Origin of the sequence: Mycobacterium sp. (assembly GCF_049647605.1) — a bacterium.
Classification (GTDB): Bacteria; Actinomycetota; Actinomycetes; order Mycobacteriales; family Mycobacteriaceae; genus Mycobacterium.
On sequence record NZ_JBARXZ010000118.1, the window covers coordinates 1 to 21,852 of the forward strand.

The following is a 21,852-nucleotide window of genomic DNA, read 5'->3' on the forward strand; positions in this document are numbered from 1 at the left end:
GGTCCACGCAATCGTCACCGATGCCGAGGAGCTCGGGTATGTGGTGGCCGAGAACGGCGCGGTGACCACGCCGCCGACCATCCCCGAGCTGGTTCGGGTGCTGTGCGGCGGCGACGAGGCCACCGCCCGCATGATGATGGCCGGGCGCACAACGGAACTCACGGCCGAGCTGACGACGGCCCTGGATCGGCTCGGTGCCGCCGACGCGGAGACGGCAAATGACATCTCCGCCGCATTCGACCCGGACCGCATCGGGCCGGCCCGCACGTCACCGGCCGGCTCCTGGTCGCTGACCCCGCGGGAGCTGGTCGCCGCCTGGCCGTCGATGAGCCAGGACCGGATCGCCGCACAACTCGCCGCCATGCCGGCCGAGGAGCGCCGCCGGCTCGTCACGGGCGCGCCGCTGGCGGTCGGCAACACTGATGGAGTTCCCTGGTCGATGCGCTTGGAGGCCAACCGCATCAACATCGCCGACGCACTCCTGGCGCAACGTGCCGTCGTGGACATGCCCGAGGAGGACAAGATCCGTCGAGCGTTTGCCGCCGGACTGGGTCTCCACACCGGCAACGTCGATCGGCTGTGGCTGGCTGCGCACGCCGACCCCACGGTCCGGGCCGCAGTGGTGGCCGCCCACGATCGAGAGGCCAACGCCCACATCGAGTTCTACGAAGGACTGTTGGCCGAGGTCCCCGATCCCACCACTCGAACCGATGCTCCCGTGGCTCGACAGATCGTCGCCTTCGATCCGTCCCGGTCGTCGTTTGTCGAGCTCACCGGTGATCTCAGCACAGCCACCGGGGTCGGCGTCCTGGTCCCCGGGTTGAACACCACCGTCGCCGATTCGGCAGCCGATTCCGAGACCTCGCGCCGTTTTGTCGCCGCCGGCGGCGGAGCTGTCGCCATGCTCACCTACCTGGGCGGGCCGTTCCCGACGGGGTCGCTGGCCGCGGGGGTGATCGATGCCGGAAAACCCACCTACGCGTTGGCAATGGCGCCGCGCCTGGCGGCGTTCAGCGAGGATGTCGACCGGGCGATCGCCGCCACCGGGCGCCAGATCCCGGTGACCTATCTCGGACACTCCTACGGCGGCTCGATCCTGGGGACCGCCGAACAGCTCGGATTGTCGGCGGATCGGATCGTCTATGTCGCCGCCGCCGGATCCGGGGTGGGGGTCGACGACCCCGGCGACTGGCACAACCGCAACGCCGATGTCGTGCGGTTCTCGATGACGGCGCCGGGAGACTGGATCGAGGCGGTGCAGGGACTGCCGATCAGCCCGCATGGCGCCGACCCCGACACCATGCCCGGGGTGATCCGGCTCGACACCGGCCGCCGGCTCGACGGCAGCCTGATGGCCGGCCCGGCGGCGCACAGCGCGGTGCTCAACGAACCGTCCGACGCCTGGCACAACATCCTGGCCGTGATCACCGGTGAGTGGTCCGCACTCGAGGTCGCGGAATGAATCTGCCGCGCTAGGAATGGATTCCGTCCAGGACAAAGGCCAGATGCCGCCGCCACCGCATGTCGTCGCCATCAGCGTGCGCAATCACCTGCGCCATCGCTGCGACCAGGACGGCGAGGTCGTCGGCACAAAAGTCGTTACGCACCACGCCCTCCCGGTGCGCTCGTTCCAGAACGGCGTGCAAGCCCGATCCGGTTCGGCCGCATTCGGAGGCGACATCGACCGAACCCACGGGGCGACGCGCGATGGCGTCGTTGATCGCCCGGTCCCTCGCCTGGACCTCGAACATGGCCACCATGAAATCCGCAAAACCCCGCCATGGGTCCGCATCCGCCAGTGCCGCTTCGGCGAGGCGGTCGATCATGGCCCCCCAGTCCGGCAACGCCGCATCCAAGAGAGCCCCCCGGTTGGGAAAGTGGTTGTACAGCGTCCCGATGCTCACCCCCGCATGCCGGGCGATGTCTTCCAGAGGAGCATCTACACCCCGAGTGCCGAACACCTCGGCGGCGGCCGCAACAAGTCGATCACGGTTGCGCACGGCATCGGCGCGGCGAGGGGGCACCTATGCAGCCTACTAAATCGAGACGCGCCTCAACTTGTGCTATAAGTTGAGTATGACCTCAACTTATTCGGATGATCCCGTCCTCGTCGTTCTGGGCGCCGGGCCCGGGCTCGGCTTGTCCATCGCCCATCGTTTTGGCACTGAGGGTTATCGGGTGGCGTTGATCTCCCGCAGCCCAGACCGCCATCCCAGCTACCTGAAATCCCTGACCACAGCAGGTGTTGACGCGTTCGCCACCACCGCCGATGCCGCCGACCCGACAGCACTGCGCGGCGCGATCTCGGTGGTCCGCGCTCACTTCGGACGCATCGATGTCGGTTACTTCGGACCCGCAGCCATCAGCGCTCCACCGGGCAACATCGTCGACCTGGACGCCCCTCAAGCCCGACGCTCTCTTGAATTGGCATTTCAAGCAATAGATTTCGCATCACTGCTACTCCCCGAACTAAGGGCACGCAAGTCCGGCGGGCTGCTGTTCGCAGGTGGCCTCAGCGCAGTGACACCGATGCCTGAACTCGGCGGCCTGACCATCACCTGTGCCGCAGTACGCAACTACGCGCTGACGCTGCACTCTGCTCTGGCAGCCGAAGGCGTTTATGCCGGCACCGTCACCATCGGCGGGATCATCGAGGGTAGCGACATACAACGCATCGTCAACGCCACCCCGGGCGCCAACACCACCCCGGGCGCCAACACCACCCTGAACCCCGACGATCTGGCCGACACCGCCTGGCGGTTGTTCACCGAACGCACCTCCGCCGAAGCGGTGGTGCCGGCACCGACTAACGAGTGATCACTCGGCCGATTCAGCCTGCGGCAGAAGCGCTTCCAATGCGTCCCCGGTGATGCGGCGGAATGCCCGCCGGGGGCGGTTGGCGTCCAGGATCGCGACTTCGAGCGTCGAGGCTTGCAACGTGCGCTGCTCACCGTTGGCACCGCCGGACTGCAGGGCACTGACGGCGATGTTCACCGCGTCACCCAGGCTCGCGTTCTCGGTGTACGACTCCTTGAGCGCAGTCGCGATCGGCTCCGTGGTGCCACCCATCACGACAAAATGCGGTTCGTCGGCGATCGATCCGTCATAGGTGATCCGGTACAGCTCAGGGGGCTTGGTCTCGCCGTAGTGCGCGACCTCGGCCACGCACAATTCGACCTCGTAGGGTTTGGCCTGCTCGGTGAAGATGGTGCCGAGGGTCTGGGCATACACGTTGGCCAACTGGCGGCCGGTGACGTCGCGACGCGAATACGCGTAACCCTGGGTGTCGGCGAAGCGGATCCCACCACTGCGCAGGTTGTTGAACTCGTTGAACCGGCCGACGGCGGCGAAGCCGACGCGGTCATAGAGCTCGCTGACCTTCTGCAAGGACCGCGACGGGTTCTCGGCGACGAACACCACGCCGTCGGCGTAGGCCAGTACCACCACACTGCGACCACGTGCGATGCCTTTGCGGGCCAGCTCGCTGCGCTCACGCATCGCCTGCTCAGGCGAGATGAAATACGGGAAACTCATGAATCACTCCGCGGGGCTTCGCCGGCGTCTGGGCCGAAAGTGTCAGTGCGCGAGCGACTTGCGATCACGTCTCGGGCCAGTTCGGCGATCCGCGTCTTGGCAATCTCCTGAGCGCCCTCGGCACCGATAGTGACGGCGGTGGGATAGATCCCGCGCACCAGATCCGGGCCACCGGTGGCGGAATCGTCGTCGGCGGCGTCGTAGAGCGCTTCGATGGCCACCCGCAACGCCGTATCGGCATCGGTGACGCGCGAGTACAGCTTCTTCATCGACGATCGTGCAAACAGCGAGCCCGAGCCCACCGATTGGTAGCCCTCTTCTTCGAAGTTGTGTCCGCCGGCAGCGTCGAACGACACGATGCGACCCGCACCGGTGGGGTCCGGATCGTCGAGGTCGTAGCCGACCAGCAGTGGCAGGGCGACAAAACCTTGCAGCGCGGCACCAAGATTGCCCCGCACCATGGTGGCCAGCCGGTTCACCTTGCCGGGGAACGTCAGGGCCACGCCTTCGAGCTTCTCGTAATGCTCGAGCTCGACGGCATAGAGCCGGGCGAACTCCACTGCGATGGCCGCGGTGCCCGCGATGCCGGTGGCTGTGTAGTCGTCGGTGATGTACACCTTCTGCACGTCGCGACTGGCGATCATGTTCCCCTGCGTGGCGCGGCGATCACCGGCGATCAGCACCCCACCGGGGTACTTGAGCGCAACGATGGTGGTGCCGTGCGGCAGATCGGCACCACTGCCGATGGGTTGAGCACCCACCGTCGGGAGCAGATGCGGAGCCTCACGCTGCAGATGGTCAGAAAAGGACGACAGATTCGAAGTGAGTGAACTAGGGGTCAGACGGTCGGGGAACTGCCAGGTCACTGGCCACCCTTTTGGACGTATGCCCGCACGAAGTCCTCGGCGTTCTCCTCCAGGACGTCGTCGATCTCGTCCAGCAGGTCGTCGGTCTCCTCCGTCAGCTTCTCGCGACGCTCCTGGCCCGCGGCCGTGCTGCCGGTGACATCGTCGTCGTCGCCACCGCCACCGCCGCGCTTGGTTTGCTCCTGAGCCATCGCTGCCTCCTCTTGCTTGGTTCCTCCACAGTACCGGTCAGGCACGGAATTACCGGGGATCGCCGATCACCCTGAGATCAATTCGTGAGCTGCTCGACCAGCTCGGCGGCGCTGTCCACCGAGTCCAGCAGGGCACCGACGTGGGCTTTGCTGCCGCGCAGCGGCTCCAGCGTCGGAATCCGCACCAGTGCGTCACCGCCCAGATCGAAGATCACCGAATCCCAGCTCGCCGCCGCAATATCGGCACCGAACCGGCGCAGGCACTCCCCGCGGAAGTACGCCCTGGTATCGGTGGGCGGGTTGTCCACGGCGTCGATCACCTGCTGTTCGGTGACCAGCCGCTGCATCGAGCCCCGGGCCACCAATCGGTTGTAGAGCCCCTTGTCGAGGCGCACATCGGAGTACTGCAGGTCGACCAGGTGCAGCCGCGGCGCCGACCACGACAGGTTCTCGCGGTTGCGGAACCCTTCCAGAAGGCGCAGCTTGGCCGGCCAGTCCAGCAGGTCGGCACACTCCATCGGATCGCGTTCCAGCAGGTCCAGCACATTGGCCCAGGTCTCCACCACATGCGATGCGCGGGGATCCGGATCGCGGCTGTCGACCAGCTTGGCCACCCGGTCCAGATAGATACGTTGTAGTGCTAGGGCTGTCAGCTCACGGCCGTCGGCAAGCGCCACGGTGGCGCGCAGCGACGGGTCCCGGCTGACGACGTGCACGGCGTGTACCGGCCGGGCCAGCGCCAGGTCGGAGAGATCCACACCTTCCTCGATCAGGTCGAGCACCAGGCTGGCGGTGCCCACCTTCAGATAGGTCGAGGTCTCGGCCAGATTGGCGTCACCGATGATGACGTGCAGCCGACGGTATTTGTCGGCGTCGGCATGCGGTTCGTCGCGGGTGTTGATGATGCCCCGCTTCAGAGTGGTCTCCAGGCCGACCTCGACCTCGATGTAGTCAGCGCGCTGGGAGAGCTGGAAACCGGGTTCGTCTCCGGAGGGGCCGATGCCGACCCGGCCCGATCCGGTGACCACCTGCCGGGAGACCAGGAAGGGGGTGAAGCCGGCGATCACGGCGGAGAACGGTGTCTGGCGGCTCATCAGGTAGTTCTCGTGGGTGCCGTACGAAGCACCCTTGCCGTCGACATTGTTCTTGTAGAGCTGCAGCTTCGCCGCGCCGGGAACCGATGCGACGTGGCGCGCGGCGGCTTCCATCACCCGCTCCCCCGCCTTGTCCCAGATCACCGCGTCCAGCGGATCGGTGACCTCGGGCGCGGAGTACTCGGGGTGGGCGTGGTCGACGTACAGCCGGGCGCCGTTGGTGAGGATCATGTTGGCGGCGCCGACCTCGTCGGCATCGACCACCGGCGGTGGCCCTGACACCCGGCTCAGGTCGAACCCGCGGGCGTCCCGCAGCGGGGACTCCACTTCGTAGTCCCAGCGCGTGCGCTTGGCCCGCTGGATTCCCGCCGCGGCCGCATACGCCAGCACCGCCTGAGTGGAGGTGAGGATCGGATTTGCGGTCGGATCGGAAGGCGAGGAAATACCGTATTCGACCTCGGTTCCGATGATCCTTTGCATGGCACCAGCCTAAGGTGCCGGTCATGTCGGGCAAATCTGTGGTGCAGTAATGGCCACCATGAACGCTTACCTGCTGCACAACACCACGCTGATCGACGGGACCGGCTCGGATCCGGTACCGCAGGCCGCGGTGCTGATCGAGAACGGAAAGATCGGCTGGGCGGGCGCGGAAGCCGACTTCGTGGCCGACCCGGCCACCACCGTCGCCCGGGTGGATCTGGCCGGCCATACGGTGTGCCCGGGCTTTTTCGACTGCCATGTGCACTTCACCCTGCCCGGCAGCTCCGGCTCACCGCTCGAACACGCCCTCAAGCCGCCGTCGTACGAACAGTTCCGGCTGCTCGAACGGCTTCGGGTCACCCTGCACAACGGGGTGACCTCGGCCAGGGACCTGATGGGAATCGATGCCGGCGTCCGCGAGGCGGTGGCCGACGGACTCATCGAGGGACCCCGACTGCAGGTCGCGATCAACATGCTGAGCCAGACCTCGGGGCACGCCGACTTCCATCTGCCCTCGGGTCTGGATCTGGGGCCACTGATCGGGGCGAAGCTGGTGGATTCGGTCGACGCCGCGCGAACCCGCGCGCGGGAGCTGATCCGGGCGGGCGCCGACGTCATCAAAGTGGCCTCCAGCGGCGGGGTGTCCTCCCCCAACGACGATCCGTCGTGGCTGGGGATGCGACGCGACATGATCGCCGCGATCGTGGAAGAGGGCCAGGACTACGGCGGGCGGCCGGTGGCGGCCCACGCCATCGGCTACCCGGGCATCCGGGCCGCCGTCGAGGCCGGGGTGCACAGCATCGAACACGGGTACGAACTCGACGACGAGCTGCGCGCCCAGATGGTCACGCAAGGCACATTCCTGGTTCCCACCCTGTTGGAGACGATGACGCCGGTCTCCGCCTCCCCCCAAGGCGCCGCAAAGAGCGCCAAATGGCATGCCATGGCCCATGATTCGATCCAAGCCTCGGCGGCCGCAGGGGTGCGGATCGCCGTCGGCACCGACGCCGGGCTCAGTCCTGACCATGGGACCAATCTCAAAGAACTCGGCCTGTTGGTGCGGTTCGGCGGGCTCACCCCCATGCAGGCGATCGTCGCGGGCACCCGCAGCTCGGCCGAACTCTGCGGGGTGGCAGATCAGCTCGGCACGGTCTCCGCCGGCAAGCTTGCCGACCTTGTTGTGGTGCAGGGTGATCCGCTCGCCGACATCGATTCGGTCGGCGACCCGGAGAACATCCTGCTGGTGATCAAGGGTGGCCATGCAGCCGGCAACCGCGGCGGATTCACCGTTCCCGCCTGATGTCGACCGCTGAAACAGCAGCGCATCTCGCTGCCGAGAAATGGTTTCTGCGGCGCGGTCTGCCCTCGGTGCTGACGGCTCGCGCCCGGTGGCGCCGACTGCTGCCACGGTCGGCGCCCGCGCTGGCGGCCCTGGCCACCCTGCTGTGCACCGGCCGCATCATCACCCTGGTCAACGGTGGCAGCCGAGTGAACATCGACGGCGATCCCACCACCGCCGAGTGGGTCATCATCGGCTTACTTCTCGCCGCCGGGCCGGCCATGCTCGTGGCGGCCAAACTGGTCTCGCGCCTCGGCCCGGATCGGGATCGGATCATCGCGGCGGGCGTCGCCGTCGCCCTGTGTGTACTGACCGATGTGACCGCACCGCACGCCGTCGGGGTGGTGGTAGATCTGGTCGGCACCGCAGTGCTGATCGGCCTGGTACTGGTGGGCAACGGGCTGGGCGTGGGTGCGGTGATCGGCTGGGGAATCCGCTTGACCCTCAACCGGATCAGCTCGGTGGGCGCCCTTTTTGCCCGGGCACTTCCCGTTGTACTGCTGACTGTCCTGGTGTTCTTCAATGGCTATGTGTGGGCGATGGCAGCCACCGTCAGCCGCGACCGGATGTGGTTCATGGTGGGCTTCATGACGCTGATCTCGATCACGTTCCTGTCCACCGGCCTTCTCGAACGGGTGCGCCCGATCCTGACGTCGACCGCCGTCCGGGACACCGATCCGCAACGGCTGGAAGACACCCCGTTTGCCGACCTTCCCGACCCGGTACGCGCGGATCCACCCAGCCGGGGCGAACGGGTCAATGTGGTGTTTGTGCTGCTGGCTTCCCAGGTGTTGCAGATCGCCACGGTCGCCGTCGTGACCGGCAGTATCTTCCTGGTGATGGGACTCATCGCGCTCGCCCCGGACCTGGTGGACACCTGGACATTCGGCGGGTCCGACCAGGGAACGATGTTTTCGATGACATTGCCGATTCCGCAGGCGCTGATTCATGTCTCGATGTTCTTGACGGCGTTGACCTTCATGTATGTCAGCGCCCGATCGGTTGGCGACGGTGAATATCGTTCGGAGTACCTCGATCCCCTTGTCGACGACTTACGCCTGACCCTGGTGGCACGCAGCCGCTACCGGGCCGCCTTCGGAGGCCGGCAGTGACGCCCACCGAACACACGGCTGCCGAACGAACGGCCGCCGAACACTGGTTTCTGAGTCAGGGACTGCCCGCCGTGCTGCGCCCCGGAGCGTTGATCAGCCGGGTCTGGTCCCGGTCGGCGCCGGCACTGACCGCCTTTGCCGTGATCATGGCCAACTCGGCGCTGGTGGTGGCGGTTACCGGCCAACACACCATCGACATCGACGGCACCCCGACCCGTAGCGAATGGTTTGTGATCGGATTACTGCTGCTGGTGCTACCGGTGGCAACAGCGGTGGGATGGCTGGTGTCACGGCTGAATCGCCGACAGCGCAGCGTCGTATCGACGGTGTCGCTGGGGATCATCGTCGCCGGCGCCGCCCTGGGCGGGATCAGCGCCCACCAACCCATCAACCTGACCATCGACCTGGTGGTGGTCCTGACCATCCTGGTCTGTACTGCAACGGGAGCCGGCGCCATCATGGCCTGGTCGGTCCGGATGACGCTGGGCAACCTGGCCTCGATGGGATCGCTGTTCATGCGGGCACTGCCCGTGGTGCTGCTGACGGTGTTGGTGTTCTTCAACTCGTATGTCTGGTTGATGGCCGCGACCATCAGCCGGGCCCGGCTGTGGACTGCGCTCATTCTGATGTTTGCAGTCGCCGCGGTGTTCCTGGTGTCGAGCACCCTGGACCGGGTGCGGCCCAGCCTGGATCCCGATGCCAAGAAACCCGAGGATGCCGACCGGCTGGTGGGCACCCCGTTCGAGGACATGCCCGATCGGCCGCGGCGGGTACCGCTGTCGCGCGCCGAACGCACCAACGTCGTGTTTGTGGTTGCCCTCACCCAGATCGTCCAGGTGGCGACGGTGGCGATCGTCACGGCGCTGATCTTTTTTGTCCTGGGCATGATCCTGCTCAGCCCGGAACTGCTGGAGGCGTGGACGCACGACGGGTCCGCCGACGGCCAACTCCTCGGTATGACGATCCCGGTGCCCGACGCCCTGATCCAGATCACGTTGTTCCTGTGCGCGTTGACGTTCATGTACATGAGCGCCAAGGCCGTCGGCGATGCCGATCAACGAACCCGATTCCTGGACCCGCTGCTCAACGATGTGCGGCTGACGATGGTGGCCCGCGACCGGTACCGGACATTCACCGCGGGCAACTGACACAATCTGCCCGTGTCCGACATGCAGCACGTGCACGACTGGTTCCTGCACCGAGGCCTGCCGCTGGTGCTGACCCGGCGGGTGCGCTCCCATGCGTTGATCGAACGGTCCGCCCCAGCGGTAGCCGGGGTCGGTGCGTTGACGGCGGTAATGGTGCTGCTCGCCGACCTCACCAACGACGATCCCGACTACGGCTACATCGCGCGATTGGGCGCCATCGCGGTGCTGCTGATCGCGGCCCCTTTTGTGCTCAACGTGTTGCACCAGATCGACACCACCACCTCCGAGGCCGGCCGGCGCAGCGCTGCGCTGCTGGTGATGGCCATGTTCGTGGTGGTCACGCCGCTGGCCGTGGAGGGCTGGTCGGCCGAGGCGATCGCCGAGGTCCCGGCATTCTTGGCGGCGACCCTGGTGATCATCTGGCTGACCTATCTGGGGTTCGGCTCGATTGCCCTGTGGGCGTTTCGATTCGCCTCCACACAGGTGAGCGCCCTGGGCAATCTGATGAGCCGGGCGCTGCCGGTGCTGATGCTGACCGTGGTGGTGTACTTCACCGGCGAGCTGTGGCAGCTGTCGGCTCGGATGACACGTGAAAGGCTCTGGCAGACCATCGGATTCCTGGCTATCGTCGCGATCCTGTTCATGGTCACCACCATTCGCGACGAGGTACGCGAGCTACGCGCGGACCGGTCTGGGCAATCCGACCCGGCCGCCCTGCTGGCCGGCACCCCGTTCGCCGCCGTTTCCGGGCGGGCCGTCCGCACTCCGCTGTCGGTTGCCGAACACCTCAACGTGGTGGCGGTGATGGTGGTGTCCCAGGCTGTGCAGGTGGTGTTCTTCACTGCCGGGGTCTTCGCGTTCTTCCTGGGACTGGGCATCATCGCCATCCCCTTCGACGTGACGGTGCTCTGGTCCTCCGAGGAGAGCTGCCCGGTCGGCGAACCCCCCTGCGCGGGAACTTGGTTCGGTATTCACATCCCGATTCCGCAGACGCTGGTGCACACCTCGTTGTTCGTCGCGGTGCTGTCCGGGCTGTACTTCACCGTGAGCACATCGGTGGATCCACTGTACCGGCAGCGGTTTTTCGAACCGCTGATCAGCGATGTGGCCGTCAGTCTGGCCGGGCGGGATGCGTATCTGGAGATGGAACGCGGCTGAGCAGCCTGCATTCTCGGCCCGCAGTGTTCAGTGTCGCTCACCCTCAAAGTCGCTCGAAGCCGCGGAATACAGAGCCAGCGCCAGGTTCGCCAAGAAGGGCATACCAACGCCGAGAAAATCGTCACCGACATGGCTGCCTTTTGAGGCCCGTTTTTTGTCGGACCTGTCTGCTTTGATGGGGTTATGTCTTCCACTGCAACATCTTTGGCTGAGGCTGGGAAGCGTCCCGGTGAGCGGCTGGAGGTGTTGTTCGACGAGTTGGCGGAGTTGACCGGACAGCGCAATGCGCTCGACGGCCAGATCGTGGACATCATCGCCGAGATCGACCGCGATGGACTCGGGGGTGGCACCGGAGCCCGGACGGTGGCGGGGTTGGTGGCCTGGAAGCTCGGGGTGTCTCCCGCCCACGCCAAAACACTCACTACCGTGGCGCAGCGGGCCGAGGAGTTCCCCCGATGTACGGCCGGCATGCGGGAAGGTCGGGTGTCGCTGGATCAGGTTGGGGTCATCGCCGAACACGCCGGCACCGGTTCCGATGCCCACTACGCCGAACTGGCGGTCAGTGCCACCGTCAACCAACTACGCACCGCCCTCAAAATGGAACCCCGCCCCCAACTTGACGCCGACCCGGCACCTGAACCCGGAACCGGACCCGACGCCGAGCCTGACGCCGACGCCGACCCTGCAGCCGAGTCGGAATCTGAGCCGGAACCCACACCGCAACCTGACGCCGTACCCGAGCCTCGTCTGGAACCGGCGCGGTCGATCAGTAAGACCTGTGATGAGGATTCCACGACCTGGCATATCACCCTGCCCCACGATGAAGCGGCCACCTTCGACGCCGCCCTGGCGTCCCACCAGGACGCGCTTGTGGCCGAGTGGAAACGCAACCATCCTGACGGGCCGTCGGAGACCACCCCACCGTTCCCGAACCCGGTGGACGGGTTCATCAGCCTGATCCAGGCGGGCTGGGACACCGATGTGGCTGCTCGACCTCATGGGCAGCGCACTACCGTCGTCGTGCATCTTGATGTCGAGAAACGGATCGGGGCCCTGCATCTGGGTCCCGTGCTCACCGACGAGGACCGACAATATTTGACCTGTGATGCCACCTGCGAGGTGTGGTTCGAACGCGCTGGCCAACCCATCGGGGCCGGGCGGGAAACCCGCACCATCAGCCGTCGGCTGCGCCGCGCCCTCGAATATCGAGACCGCTGCTGTGTGGTTCCCGGCTGTGGGGCTACCCGCGGGTTGCATGCCCATCACCTGCAGCACTGGGAAGACGGCGGACCCACCGACCTGTCGAATCTGGTGTTGGTGTGCCCGTTCCACCACCGGCTGCATCACCGCGGCGGCATCAATCTGACCGGACCCGCCGAACACCTGGTGGTCACCGACGCGTCGGGCCGAAAGCTTGAATCCGGTTCCTTGGCCCGACCCCCGACCACACCCCCACCCAACGTTGCACCCTGTCCCGGACCCACCGGCGAACACGCCAACTGGTGGTGGTACCAACCCTTCCAACCACAACCACCACCAACCAACCCGGCCAGGGATGACTAGCTCTGCACCCATTCCAGCAGCGTGTCCACCGGCCAAGTGTTGATGATCCTGTCAACCGGAACGTTGTTGTCCAGGGCCCGCTGCGCGCCGTAGCCGAGGAAGTCCAGTTGCCCGGGTGCATGTGCATCGGTGTCGATCGAGAAGTGACACCCGAGGTCAAGCGCCAGTTGCAGCAGCCGGGTCGGCGGATCCCGCCGCTCCGGGCGGGAATTGATCTCCACAGCGGTATTGCTCTCCCGGCAGGCGGTGAACACCTTCTCCGCGTCGAACTGTGATTCGGGCCGGGTGCCGCGGCCACCGGTCACCAACCGTCCCGTGCAGTGTCCGAGCACATCGGCCTGCCCCGACGAGACGGCCCGGACCATCCGTCGGGTCATCGCCGGCGCATCCATCTTCAGTTTCGAATGAACACTGGCGACCACGATGTCGAGACGTTCCAGGAGTTCTGGCTCCTGATCCAGGGTGCCGTCGTCGAGGATGTCGACTTCGATCCCGGTGAGGATCCGCATCGGGGAGAACCGGTCGCGCAGCTCGTCGATGACGTCGAGTTGGCGACGCAGCCGGTCCGCGGTGAGACCGTTGGCCACCGTCAACCGCGGGGAGTGGTCGGTCAACGCGCAGTACTCGTGCCCCAGCCGCAGCGCGGTGGCCATCATTTCGCCGATCGGCGCCGAGCCATCCGACCAGTTCGAGTGCAGGTGTAGATCACCCCGGAGTGCCGCGCGGATCTCTCCGCCGCCGAGATCAACTGCCACCGCTCGTAATTCGGTGAGGGTGGCTGGTTCCTGGCCCGCCCATGCCTGGGCTATCACCGCGGCGGTCTTGGGTCCGATCCCCGGTAGTGACTGCCAGCTGTTGGCCTTGCCGTGCCGGTCCCGCTCCTGCGGGCTGAGCTTCTCGATGACGTCGGCCGCATTGCGGTAGGCCATCACCCGCCGCGATTCCTCGCGGGCCCGGTCCTTGTAGAACGCGATCTCACGTAGCGCGGCCACCGGGTCCATGAGATCAGTCTGCCGCGGCTCCCCGGCAACATCCATGAATGCGGGCTACTCTCGCAAAAATGCGATTCGCTTTCAAAACCTCGCCGCAGAACACCACATGGGCCGAGATGCTGAGCATTTGGCAGACAGCCGACCCGATCGACGTCTTCGAGTCGGGGTGGACCTTCGACCACTTCTACCCGATCTTCTCCGACCCTGCCGGTCCGTGCCTGGAGGGTTGGATCACCCTCACCGCGCTGGCGCAGGCCACCACACGGTTGCGGGTCGGGGTGCTCGTCACCGGCATTCACTACCGTCATCCCGCGGTCCTGGCCAATATGGCCTCGGCCCTCGACATCGTGTCCAACGGCCGCCTCGAGCTCGGCATCGGCGCCGGCTGGAACGAAGAGGAGTCGGGCGCCTACGGCATCGAGCTCGGCACCATCAAGGAGCGCTTCGATCGTTTCGAAGAAGCCTGTGCGGTGTTGACGAGTTTGCTCAGCCAGGAGACCACCGATTTCGACGGCAAGTTCTACCAGCTGACAAAGGCCCGCAACGAGCCCAAAGGTCCACAACAACCGCATCCGCCGATCTGCATCGGCGGCAGTGGCGAGAAGCGCACCCTCAAGATCACCGCCAAGTACGCCCAGCACTGGAATTATGTCGGCGGTCCGCCCGAGGAGTTTGCCCGCAAACGTGCGGTGCTGGCGTCACACTGCGCCGATATCGGTCGCGACCCGAACGAGATCATGCTGTCGGCGCATCTGCGGCTGACCGAGGACCGGGACTACCCGAAGCTCATGGCCGAGGCCGCCGCGCTGGACGCGGAGGGGCTCGATCTCGGGATCATCTATCTGCCGCCGCCGTATGACCCGCGGATCCTGGAGCCATTGGCAGAGGCGATCCGGGACTCCGGCCTCTCCGACGGATAACAATTCGATAACATAGAGCAAATTTGACGACCTGCTGACGCGATCTCCGGCGTGGCGGCCGCGCCTACCCCGCTAGAACTGGTAACGCAGGAGTTCGTCGGCAGTCGCCAAGCGCTCGCGCTTGGCCGGGAATTCTCGGCTTTTGAGTGGGTGCCGGAACAGTGACCAGGCGATTCGTCCCACCCGTGATCGGGCTATCGGATTGTGATTCACCGCTATCACTCCTGCGATCGGGAATAGCTGGACCGGGGACCACCCTACCGCAGCACCCGCCGGAAAACCACGACATACCCGTGACTTGGCAAACATCGGCAGCCGCGCCGCGGGATCATCTGCAGATTCTCCCGCGGCGTGCGTGCCGACTGTGACCTAGCGCTGCGGCGCCGCCGTCGGCTTGATCGGTGATGGCAACGCCGACTCACCGACCAGGAATTTGTCCACCCCCGCGGCGGCGGCCCGGCCCTCGGCGATGGCCCACACGATCAGGGACTGGCCGCGGCCCATGTCGCCGGCGACAAACACACCGGGGACCGAGGTCTGGAAGTCGTCGCTACGCATGACATTGCCACGATCGGTGAGCTCGACCCCGAGGTCAGCCAGCAGGCCTTCCTTCTGCGGTCCGACAAACCCCATCGCCAGGAACACGATGTCGGCCTCGAGTTCGAAGTCCGAACCGTCCACCTTCTCGAAGCGACCCGCCTTCATCTCGACCTCGTGCACCTTGAGCGCGCGCACATTGCCGTTGTCATCGCCGATGAATGCCTCGGTGTTGACCGAGAACACCCGTTCGCCGCCTTCCTCGTGCGCCGAGGACACCCGGAACATCAGAGGGTAGGTGGGCCACGGGGTGGATCCGGCGCGCTCCTGCGGCGGCCGGGGCATGATCTCGAACTGGTGGACGCTGGCCGCGCCCTGGCGGTGCGAGGTGCCCAGGCAGTCGGCGCCGGTGTCGCCACCGCCGATGATGACCACCTTCTTGCCCTTGGCGGTGATGGGCGGCTGGCCGTCTTCGTCGACGACGGGGTCGCCGTTCTGGACGCGGTTGGCCCACGGCAGGAACTCCATCGCCTGATGGATGCCGTTGAGCTCCCGGCCCGGGACCGGCAGATCCCGCCACGCGGTCGCTCCGCCGGCCAGCACCACCGCGTCGAAGTCGTTCTGCAGTTGCTCGACCGTCACGTCCACACCGACGTTGACCCCGGCACGGAACTGCGTGCCCTCGGCCTCCATCTGCTCCAGACGCCGGTCGATGTGGCGCTTTTCCATCTTGAATTCGGGGATGCCGTAGCGCAGCAGGCCACCGATCCTGTCGGCGCGCTCGAACACCGTCACCTGGTGACCGGCTCGGGTCAGCTGCTGGGCGGCGGCCAGGCCCGCCGGGCCGGAGCCGACGACGGCGACCGTCTTGCCCGTCAACGTCTCCGGGGGCAACGGGGTCACCCAGCCCTCACCGAACGCGTTGTCGATGATCTCGACCTCGACCTGCTTGATCGTGACGGGATCCTGGTTGATGCCGAGCACGCAGGAGGCCTCACAGGGTGCCGGGCACAGCCTGCCGGTGAACTCCGGGAAGTTGTTGGTGGCGTGCAGCCGTTCGCTCGCATCGCGCCACCGCCCACGGAACACCAGGTCATTCCACTCGGGGATCAAGTTCCCCAGCGGACAACCGTTGTGGCAGAACGGGATCCCGCAGTCCATACACCGCGACGCCTGCACCTGCAGGGAGTCGTGGGAGAACTCCTCGTAGACCTCTTTCCAGTCCTTGAGGCGCAGCGGCACCGGCCGGCGCGTCGGGGTTTCGCGGACGGTGTGCTTCAGGAAGCCGCTCGGGTCACCCATTCGAGGCCGCCATGATCGCCTCGGAGACCTGCTCTTTGTCCAGGCCGGCCTGCTCGGCCTCTGCTATCGCCTGAAGAACCCGCTTGTAATCGCGTGGCATCACCTTCACGAACTTCTCCTGCTCTGCCTGCCAGTCAGCCAGCACACGCTGGCCGACAGCCGAATCGGTGGCGTCGACGTGCGCGACGATCATGTCGTGCAGCCATTGACGATCGGTGTCGTCGAAGGCGTCGAGTTCTACCATCTCGCCGTTGAGGTTGTCGGCCAGTTCCCCGGCCGGGTCGTACACGAAGGCGACACCACCGGACATACCGGCTGCGAAGTTGCGGCCCGTCTGGCCGAGGATGACCACGCGGCCGCCGGTCATGTATTCGCAGCCGTGGTCGCCCACACCTTCGACGACGGCGTGCGCTCCTGAGTTACGCACCGCAAACCGCTCTCCCACCACGCCGCGCAGGAACGCCTGGCCGCTGGTGGCGCCGAACAGGATCACGTTGCCGCCGATGATGTTTTCCTCGGCGGCGTACCCGGCGGGCACACCGTCCGGCGGGCGGACCACCAGCCGTCCACCCGAAAGTCCCTTGCCCACATAGTCGTTGGCGTCTCCGTAGACCCGCAAGGTGATGCCCTTGGGGACAAAGGCACCGAAACTGTTGCCGGCGGATCCGGTGAACGTGATGTCGATGGTGCCGTCCGGCAGCCCGTTGGCACCGTAGGCCTTGGTGACCTCGTGGCCCAGCATGGTGCCGACCGTCCGGTTGACGTTGGTGATGGTGGTGGAGAAGCGGACCGGCGTCTGCGAGTCCAGCGCCTCGCGGCACTGCACGATCAGCTGCTGGTCCAGCGCCTTGTCCAGGCCGTGGTCCTGACCCGAGCTGCAGTACAGGTCCTGGTTCATGAAGGCCGACTCGGGTTCGTGCAGCACCGGCGACAGGTCCAGCTTGTGTGCCCTCCAGTGCTCGGCGGCCTTGGTGGTGTCCAAGGCGGACACCTGGCCGACGGCTTCGTTGATGGTGCGGAAGCCCAACTGCGCCATCAGTTCCCGGACCTCTTCGGCGATGAACATGAAGAAGTTCTCGACGAATTCGGGCTTGCCGTTGAAGCGCTGGCGTAGCACCGGGTTCTGCGTCGCCACCCCGACCGGGCAGGTGTCGAGGTGACAGACCCGCATCATGATGCAGCCCGACACCACCAGCGGCGCGGTGGCGAAGCCGAACTCCTCGGCACCGAGCAGGGTCGCGATCATCACGTCTCGGCCGGTCTTGAGCTGGCCGTCGACCTGCACCACGATCCGGTCACGAAGACCGTTGAGCAGCAACGTCTGCTGGGTCTCGGCCAGGCCCAGCTCCCACGGCGCTCCGGCATGCTTCTGCGAGGTCAGCGGCGTGGCGCCGGTGCCGCCGTCGTGCCCGGAGATCAGCACCACGTCGGCGTGCGCTTTCGACACACCCGCGGCCACGGTGCCGACACCGTTTTCCGACACCAGTTTCACGTGCACCCGCGCCTGCGGGTTGGCGTTCTTCAGATCGTGGATCAGCTGCGCCAGGTCCTCGATCGAGTAGATGTCGTGATGCGGCGGCGGGGAGATCAGTCCGACACCCGGGGTGGAGTGCCGCACCTCGGCCACCCACGGGTAGACCTTGTGACCCGGAAGCTGGCCACCCTCACCAGGTTTGGCGCCCTGGGCCATCTTGATCTGGATATCGGTGCAGTTGCTCAGGTAGTGGCTGGTGACACCGAAGCGACCGGAGGCCACCTGCTTGATGGCACTGCGGCGCCAGTCGCCGTTCGGGTCGGCCTCGAAGCGCGCGACGTCCTCGCCGCCCTCGCCGGAGTTGGACCGGGCACCGAGGCGGTTCATCGCGATGGCCAGGGTCTCGTGAGCCTCGGCGGAGATCGAGCCGTAGCTCATGGCGCCGGTGGAGAAGCGCTTCACGATCTCGCTGGCGGGCTCCACCTCGTCGATCGGAATCGGCTGCCGTTCACCATCTTTGAACTTCAGCAGGCCACGCAGCGAGGCCATCCGTTCGCTCTGGTCATCGACCAGCTGGGTGTACTCCTTGAACACCGAGTACTGCCCGGTGCGGGTGGAGTGCTGCAACTTGAACACCGTGTCGGGGTTGAACAGGTGGTACTCGCCCTCGCGGCGCCACTGGTATTCGCCGCCGACCTCGAGCTCGCGGTGCGCCCGCTCGTCGGGACGGTCCAGGAAGGCCAGCTCGTGGCGGGTCGCCACATCGGCGGCGATGTCTTCGAGGTCGATACCGCCGGTGGGACAGTGCAATCCGGTGAAGTACTCGTTGAGCACCCGCTGGTTGAGCCCGACGGCCTGGAACAGCTGGGCCCCGGTATAGGACGCCAGGGTGGAGATGCCCATCTTGGACATCACCTTCAGCACTCCCTTGCCGGCGGCCTTGACATAGTTGGCCTTGGCCTTGTCGCTCGTCAGCCCGGTGATGATGCCACGGTCGATCATGTCCTCGATGGACTCGAAGGCCATGTAGGGGTTGATGGCGGCGGCACCGAAGCCGCACAGCATCGCCATGTGGTGCACCTCGCGGGCATCACCGGATTCCACCACCAGGCCCACCTGGGTGCGGGTGCGTTCCCGGACCAGGTGGTGATGCACGGCGGCCACCGACAGCAGCGACGGGATGGGGGCCAGCCACTCGTTGGATTCCCGGTCACTCAGCACGATGATGCGGGCGCCGTTGCGAATGGCCTGGGAGACCTTCTTACGGACATCCTCCAACGCCCGACGCAGCCCGGCGCCACCGTCGGCGACAGGGTAGAGGCAGCTGACCACGGCGGCACGCATACCGTGTTTACGGCCGCGGACCTCGTGATCGGGGTCGACGTTTATCAGTTTGGCCAGTTCGGCGTTACGCAGGATGGGCTGCGGCAGCACGATCTGGCGGCAGGAATCCTGGTCGGGGTTCAGCAGGTCGCCTTCGGGGCCGATGACACCCTGCAGGCTGGTCACCACCTCTTCGCGGATGGCGTCCAGCGGCGGGTTGGTCACCTGGGCGAACAACTGCTGGAAGTAGTCGTAGAGCATCCGCGGCCGCTGCGACAACACCGCGATCGGGGTGTCGGTGCCCATGGAGCCCAGCGCTTCGGCTCCGGTGCGCGCCATCGGCGCCACCAGGAGGTTCAGCTCTTCGTAGGTGTAGCCGAACACCTGCTGGCGCAGCACCACCCGGTGGTGGGGCATCCGGACGTAGTTGCCTTGGGGCAGGTCGTCGACGTGGAACAGGCCGGCATCGAGCCATTCCTGGTACGGCTGCTCGGCGGCCAGTTCGGCCTTGACCTCTTCGTCGGAGACGATGCGGCCCTGGGCGGTGTCGACCAGGAACATCCGGCCCGGCTGCAGCCGCAGCTTGCGGACCACCTTCGACGGCTCCAGATCGAGCACGCCGGCCTCGGATGCCAGGACCACCAGACCGTCGTCGGTGACCCAGATGCGCGACGGGCGCAGACCGTTGCGGTCCAGTACCGCCCCGATGACCGTGCCGTCGGTGAAGCACACCGAGGCCGGGCCGTCCCACGGCTCCATCAGCGAGGCGTGGTACTGGTAGAACGCCCGGCGGGCCGGGTCCATCGACTCGTGGTGTTCCCAGGCCTCGGGGATCATCATCAGCATGGAATGGGCGACGCTGCGGCCACCGAGATAGAGCAGTTCGAGTACTTCGTCGAACCGCGCGGTGTCCGAGGCGCCTGGCGTACAGACCGGGAAGATCTTGTTCAAATCATTGTGATAGCCGAAGACGTCGGTGTGGATCAGCGCCTCACGGGCCCGCATCCAGTTCTCGTTGCCGGTGACGGTGTTGATCTCACCGTTGTGGGCGACCATCCGGAACGGGTGCGCCAGCGGCCACGACGGAAAGGTGTTGGTGGAGAAGCGCGAGTGCACGATGCCCAGGGCGCTGGTCATCCGCTGGTCCTGTAGGTCCAGGTAGAACGCCTTGAGCTGGGGGGTGGTGAGCATGCCCTTGTAGACCAGGGTGTTGCCGGACAGGCTCGGGAAGTACACGGTCTCGCGGCCGGGGCCGTCCTGGCCCGGCCCCTTGCTGCCCAGTTCGTGTTCGGCACGTTTGCGGATCACGTAGGCGCGGCGCTCCAGTTCCATCCCGGATTCACCGGAGATGAACAGCTGCCGGAAGGTGGGCATGGCATCGCGAGCCAGCGCGCCCAGCGAGGAGTCGTCGGTGGGTACCGAACGCCAGCCCAGCACTTTGAGGCCCTCGGCTTCGACGATCTTCTCGACCGCCTCGCACGCCCGCGCGGCGTCTTTGGCCGACTGTGGCAGGAAGGCGATGCCGGTGGCGTAGTGCCCGGGTTCCGGTAGCTCGAAGGCCCCATTTTCTTTCAAGCTGGCACTCAGGAACTCGTGGGGGACCTGGATGAGGATGCCGGCGCCGTCACCGGTGTTGGGTTCGGCACCCTGGGCGCCGCGGTGTTCCAGGTTCAGCAGCGCGGTGATCGCCTTGTCGACGATGTCGCGGCTGCGGCGGCCGTGCATGTCGGCGACCATCGCCACACCACAGGAATCGTGCTCGTATGCGGGGTTGTACATCCCGCCGGGTCCCATTGCCACCGGTGGTTCCACCTGACCCTTCGTATGAAGATCGACGTTCGTATGAAGATGGGCATCGGGTAGATGCGTTGCACTTGGCTGCCGTGGCTACGCTGCCGCTTCTCGACCGCGTGGGATGCGGGCTGCGCCCCCGTGGTCCGGCCTTCAAGTTCGGTCCGCATGCGTTGTCTTCATTTTGCCCTCTGAGACCCGCGGCTTCCGTGCAGCGCTGAACGGTGACTCTTTACCGGGTCATGACAAAGTCGTAAAACGATATGCCAAACATGGCACAACGCGCCAACTTAGCCGACCCTAACTATTGTTTGCGGGCGATTTGGCGGATTTCCTCACCTCCCAGTATCTCGATCCTGAACAACGCTGTCCGCGTGTCGCTTTCGCAGTCGCGATGCGGCGCTGCCCGCCGAACCACGGGCTCGCACCGGCCACACCAATCACTTAATTAATTAGCTGGCACGGCAGACTCGGTTCACAGACTGCGGATTCCGCAGCCACTGACGCCTCTGACCGTCGAGAAATGGGCGAAGTGGCGTCTTCACAACGGAATACGCAGCAACGGGGTGGTTACGCAAGTATTAGCGTGATTCTTAGAAACCTCTGTGCCACACCGCGGGTCGCCGAGACCGTGGTCTCCCCTCATGGGCATGCGTATGCCGACCACGGTCTCGGCTGTGCACGGTGGCCCGCCCCCTCGATCTGGACCACCGGATCGCGTACCGGCGCCGAGGTCACCACTGTCTCCCGACCCGCCCCACCCCCGCACGCGTAGTCGGCTACCTGTGCACTACACCGATCGGAGAACGATCCGGCGGCAGTCCGTCCCGGCCGCGACCCATGCCCGATACTGGACCGACAACCGTCCATCACGAGGAGGCAGGGAGTGACGGAGCGCGACAACACCCCGCGTGAGCGTGGTGACGACGGGAGATCGGGTTCCCCGCGACCAGCACCTGCGTTCGGCCCGCCCCCGCAGCGCCCCCCAGCACCCCGCGGCCCGCAGCGGCCGCCACAGCCCCCGCAGT

At 66.1% G+C, this 21,852-nt stretch carries 16 protein-coding genes; 8 read left to right on the forward strand and 8 right to left on the reverse strand.

Annotated elements, in window-relative coordinates:
• On the forward strand, positions 1–1,462 hold a 1,462-nt coding region (locus WBB07_RS15080; RefSeq protein WP_526309029.1), incomplete at its 5' end, for an alpha/beta hydrolase.
• 10 nt (positions 1,463–1,472) lie between these two features.
• On the opposite strand, the gene WBB07_RS15085 is transcribed toward WBB07_RS15080, so the two are convergent.
• Positions 1,473–2,024: a TetR/AcrR family transcriptional regulator gene (locus WBB07_RS15085; protein WP_526309031.1), complete on the reverse strand. Its 552-nt coding sequence runs from the start codon at positions 2,022–2,024 to the stop codon at positions 1,473–1,475.
• A gap of 52 nt (positions 2,025–2,076) precedes the next feature.
• On the opposite strand from WBB07_RS15085, the gene WBB07_RS15090 reads away from it, so the two are divergent.
• Positions 2,077–2,817 carry an SDR family NAD(P)-dependent oxidoreductase gene (locus WBB07_RS15090; RefSeq protein ID WP_526309033.1) on the forward strand — a complete coding sequence of 247 codons (741 nt, stop codon included), beginning with the start codon at positions 2,077–2,079 and terminating at the stop codon, positions 2,815–2,817.
• Here WBB07_RS15090 and prcA read toward each other — a convergent pair whose 3' ends face one another.
• The 4 genes from prcA to dop all read right to left on the reverse strand — a co-directional run bounded on the left by prcA (position 2,818) and on the right by dop (position 6,165).
• On the reverse strand, positions 2,818–3,534 hold the full coding sequence (gene prcA, locus WBB07_RS15095) for a proteasome subunit alpha (RefSeq protein ID WP_526309035.1): 717 nt from the start codon (positions 3,532–3,534) through the stop codon (positions 2,818–2,820).
• On the reverse strand, positions 3,531–4,400 hold the full coding sequence (gene prcB / locus WBB07_RS15100; RefSeq protein WP_526309037.1) for a proteasome subunit beta: 870 nt from the start codon (positions 4,398–4,400) through the stop codon (positions 3,531–3,533). Before prcB ends, prcA begins: the two co-directional genes overlap by 4 nt.
• On the reverse strand, positions 4,397–4,591 hold the full coding sequence (locus tag WBB07_RS15105; protein WP_070351488.1) for a ubiquitin-like protein Pup: 195 nt from the start codon (positions 4,589–4,591) through the stop codon (positions 4,397–4,399). Before WBB07_RS15105 ends, prcB begins: the two co-directional genes overlap by 4 nt.
• A gap of 77 nt (positions 4,592–4,668) precedes the next feature.
• Positions 4,669–6,165, reverse strand: coding sequence for a depupylase/deamidase Dop (gene dop / locus WBB07_RS15110; RefSeq protein WP_526309039.1), 1,497 nt, complete (start codon positions 6,163–6,165; stop codon positions 4,669–4,671).
• 58 nt (positions 6,166–6,223) lie between these two features.
• Between dop and WBB07_RS15115 the strand changes: the two genes are divergently transcribed.
• The 5 genes from WBB07_RS15115 (at position 6,224) to WBB07_RS15135 (ending at position 12,485) form a co-directional block, all read left to right on the forward strand.
• Positions 6,224–7,465, forward strand: a complete 1,242-nt coding sequence (locus tag WBB07_RS15115) for a metal-dependent hydrolase family protein (RefSeq protein ID WP_526309053.1) — start codon at positions 6,224–6,226, stop codon at positions 7,463–7,465.
• Positions 7,465–8,616, forward strand: coding sequence for a hypothetical protein (locus WBB07_RS15120; RefSeq protein ID WP_526309041.1), 1,152 nt, complete (start codon positions 7,465–7,467; stop codon positions 8,614–8,616). Before WBB07_RS15115 ends, WBB07_RS15120 begins: the two co-directional genes overlap by 1 nt.
• Positions 8,613–9,764, forward strand: coding sequence for a hypothetical protein (locus tag WBB07_RS15125; RefSeq protein ID WP_526309043.1), 1,152 nt, complete (start codon positions 8,613–8,615; stop codon positions 9,762–9,764). The genes WBB07_RS15120 and WBB07_RS15125 overlap by 4 nt, the downstream gene beginning before the upstream one ends.
• A 21-nt stretch (positions 9,765–9,785) precedes the next feature.
• Entirely contained in the window at positions 9,786–10,922 is a 1,137-nt protein-coding gene (locus tag WBB07_RS15130) for a hypothetical protein (protein WP_526309055.1), read from the forward strand.
• Positions 10,923–11,105: 183 nt separating this feature from the next.
• On the forward strand, positions 11,106–12,485 hold the full coding sequence (locus WBB07_RS15135; protein ID WP_526309045.1) for a DUF222 domain-containing protein: 1,380 nt from the start codon (positions 11,106–11,108) through the stop codon (positions 12,483–12,485).
• Here WBB07_RS15135 and WBB07_RS15140 read toward each other — a convergent pair.
• Positions 12,482–13,486: a PHP domain-containing protein gene (locus tag WBB07_RS15140; protein ID WP_526309047.1), complete on the reverse strand. Its 1,005-nt coding sequence runs from the start codon at positions 13,484–13,486 to the stop codon at positions 12,482–12,484. The two genes, WBB07_RS15135 and WBB07_RS15140, sit on opposite strands and share 4 nt — an antisense overlap.
• Positions 13,487–13,545: 59 nt before the next feature.
• On the opposite strand from WBB07_RS15140, the gene WBB07_RS15145 reads away from it, so the two are divergent.
• The gene (locus tag WBB07_RS15145; RefSeq protein ID WP_526309049.1) at positions 13,546–14,397 is read left to right on the forward strand and encodes an LLM class F420-dependent oxidoreductase; all 852 of its coding nucleotides are present in this window, start codon (positions 13,546–13,548) and stop codon (positions 14,395–14,397) included.
• Positions 14,398–14,766: 369 nt separating this feature from the next.
• Here WBB07_RS15145 and gltD read toward each other — a convergent pair whose 3' ends face one another.
• Together gltD and gltB are read right to left on the reverse strand one after the other, a co-directional pair.
• Positions 14,767–16,236 carry a glutamate synthase small subunit gene (gene gltD / locus WBB07_RS15150; RefSeq protein ID WP_526309051.1) on the reverse strand — a complete coding sequence of 490 codons (1,470 nt, stop codon included), beginning with the start codon at positions 16,234–16,236 and terminating at the stop codon, positions 14,767–14,769.
• Positions 16,229–20,827, reverse strand: coding sequence for a glutamate synthase large subunit (gene gltB / locus WBB07_RS15155; protein WP_526309057.1), 4,599 nt, complete (start codon positions 20,825–20,827; stop codon positions 16,229–16,231). Before gltB ends, gltD begins: the two co-directional genes overlap by 8 nt.
• Positions 20,828–21,852 lie beyond the last annotated feature (1,025 nt).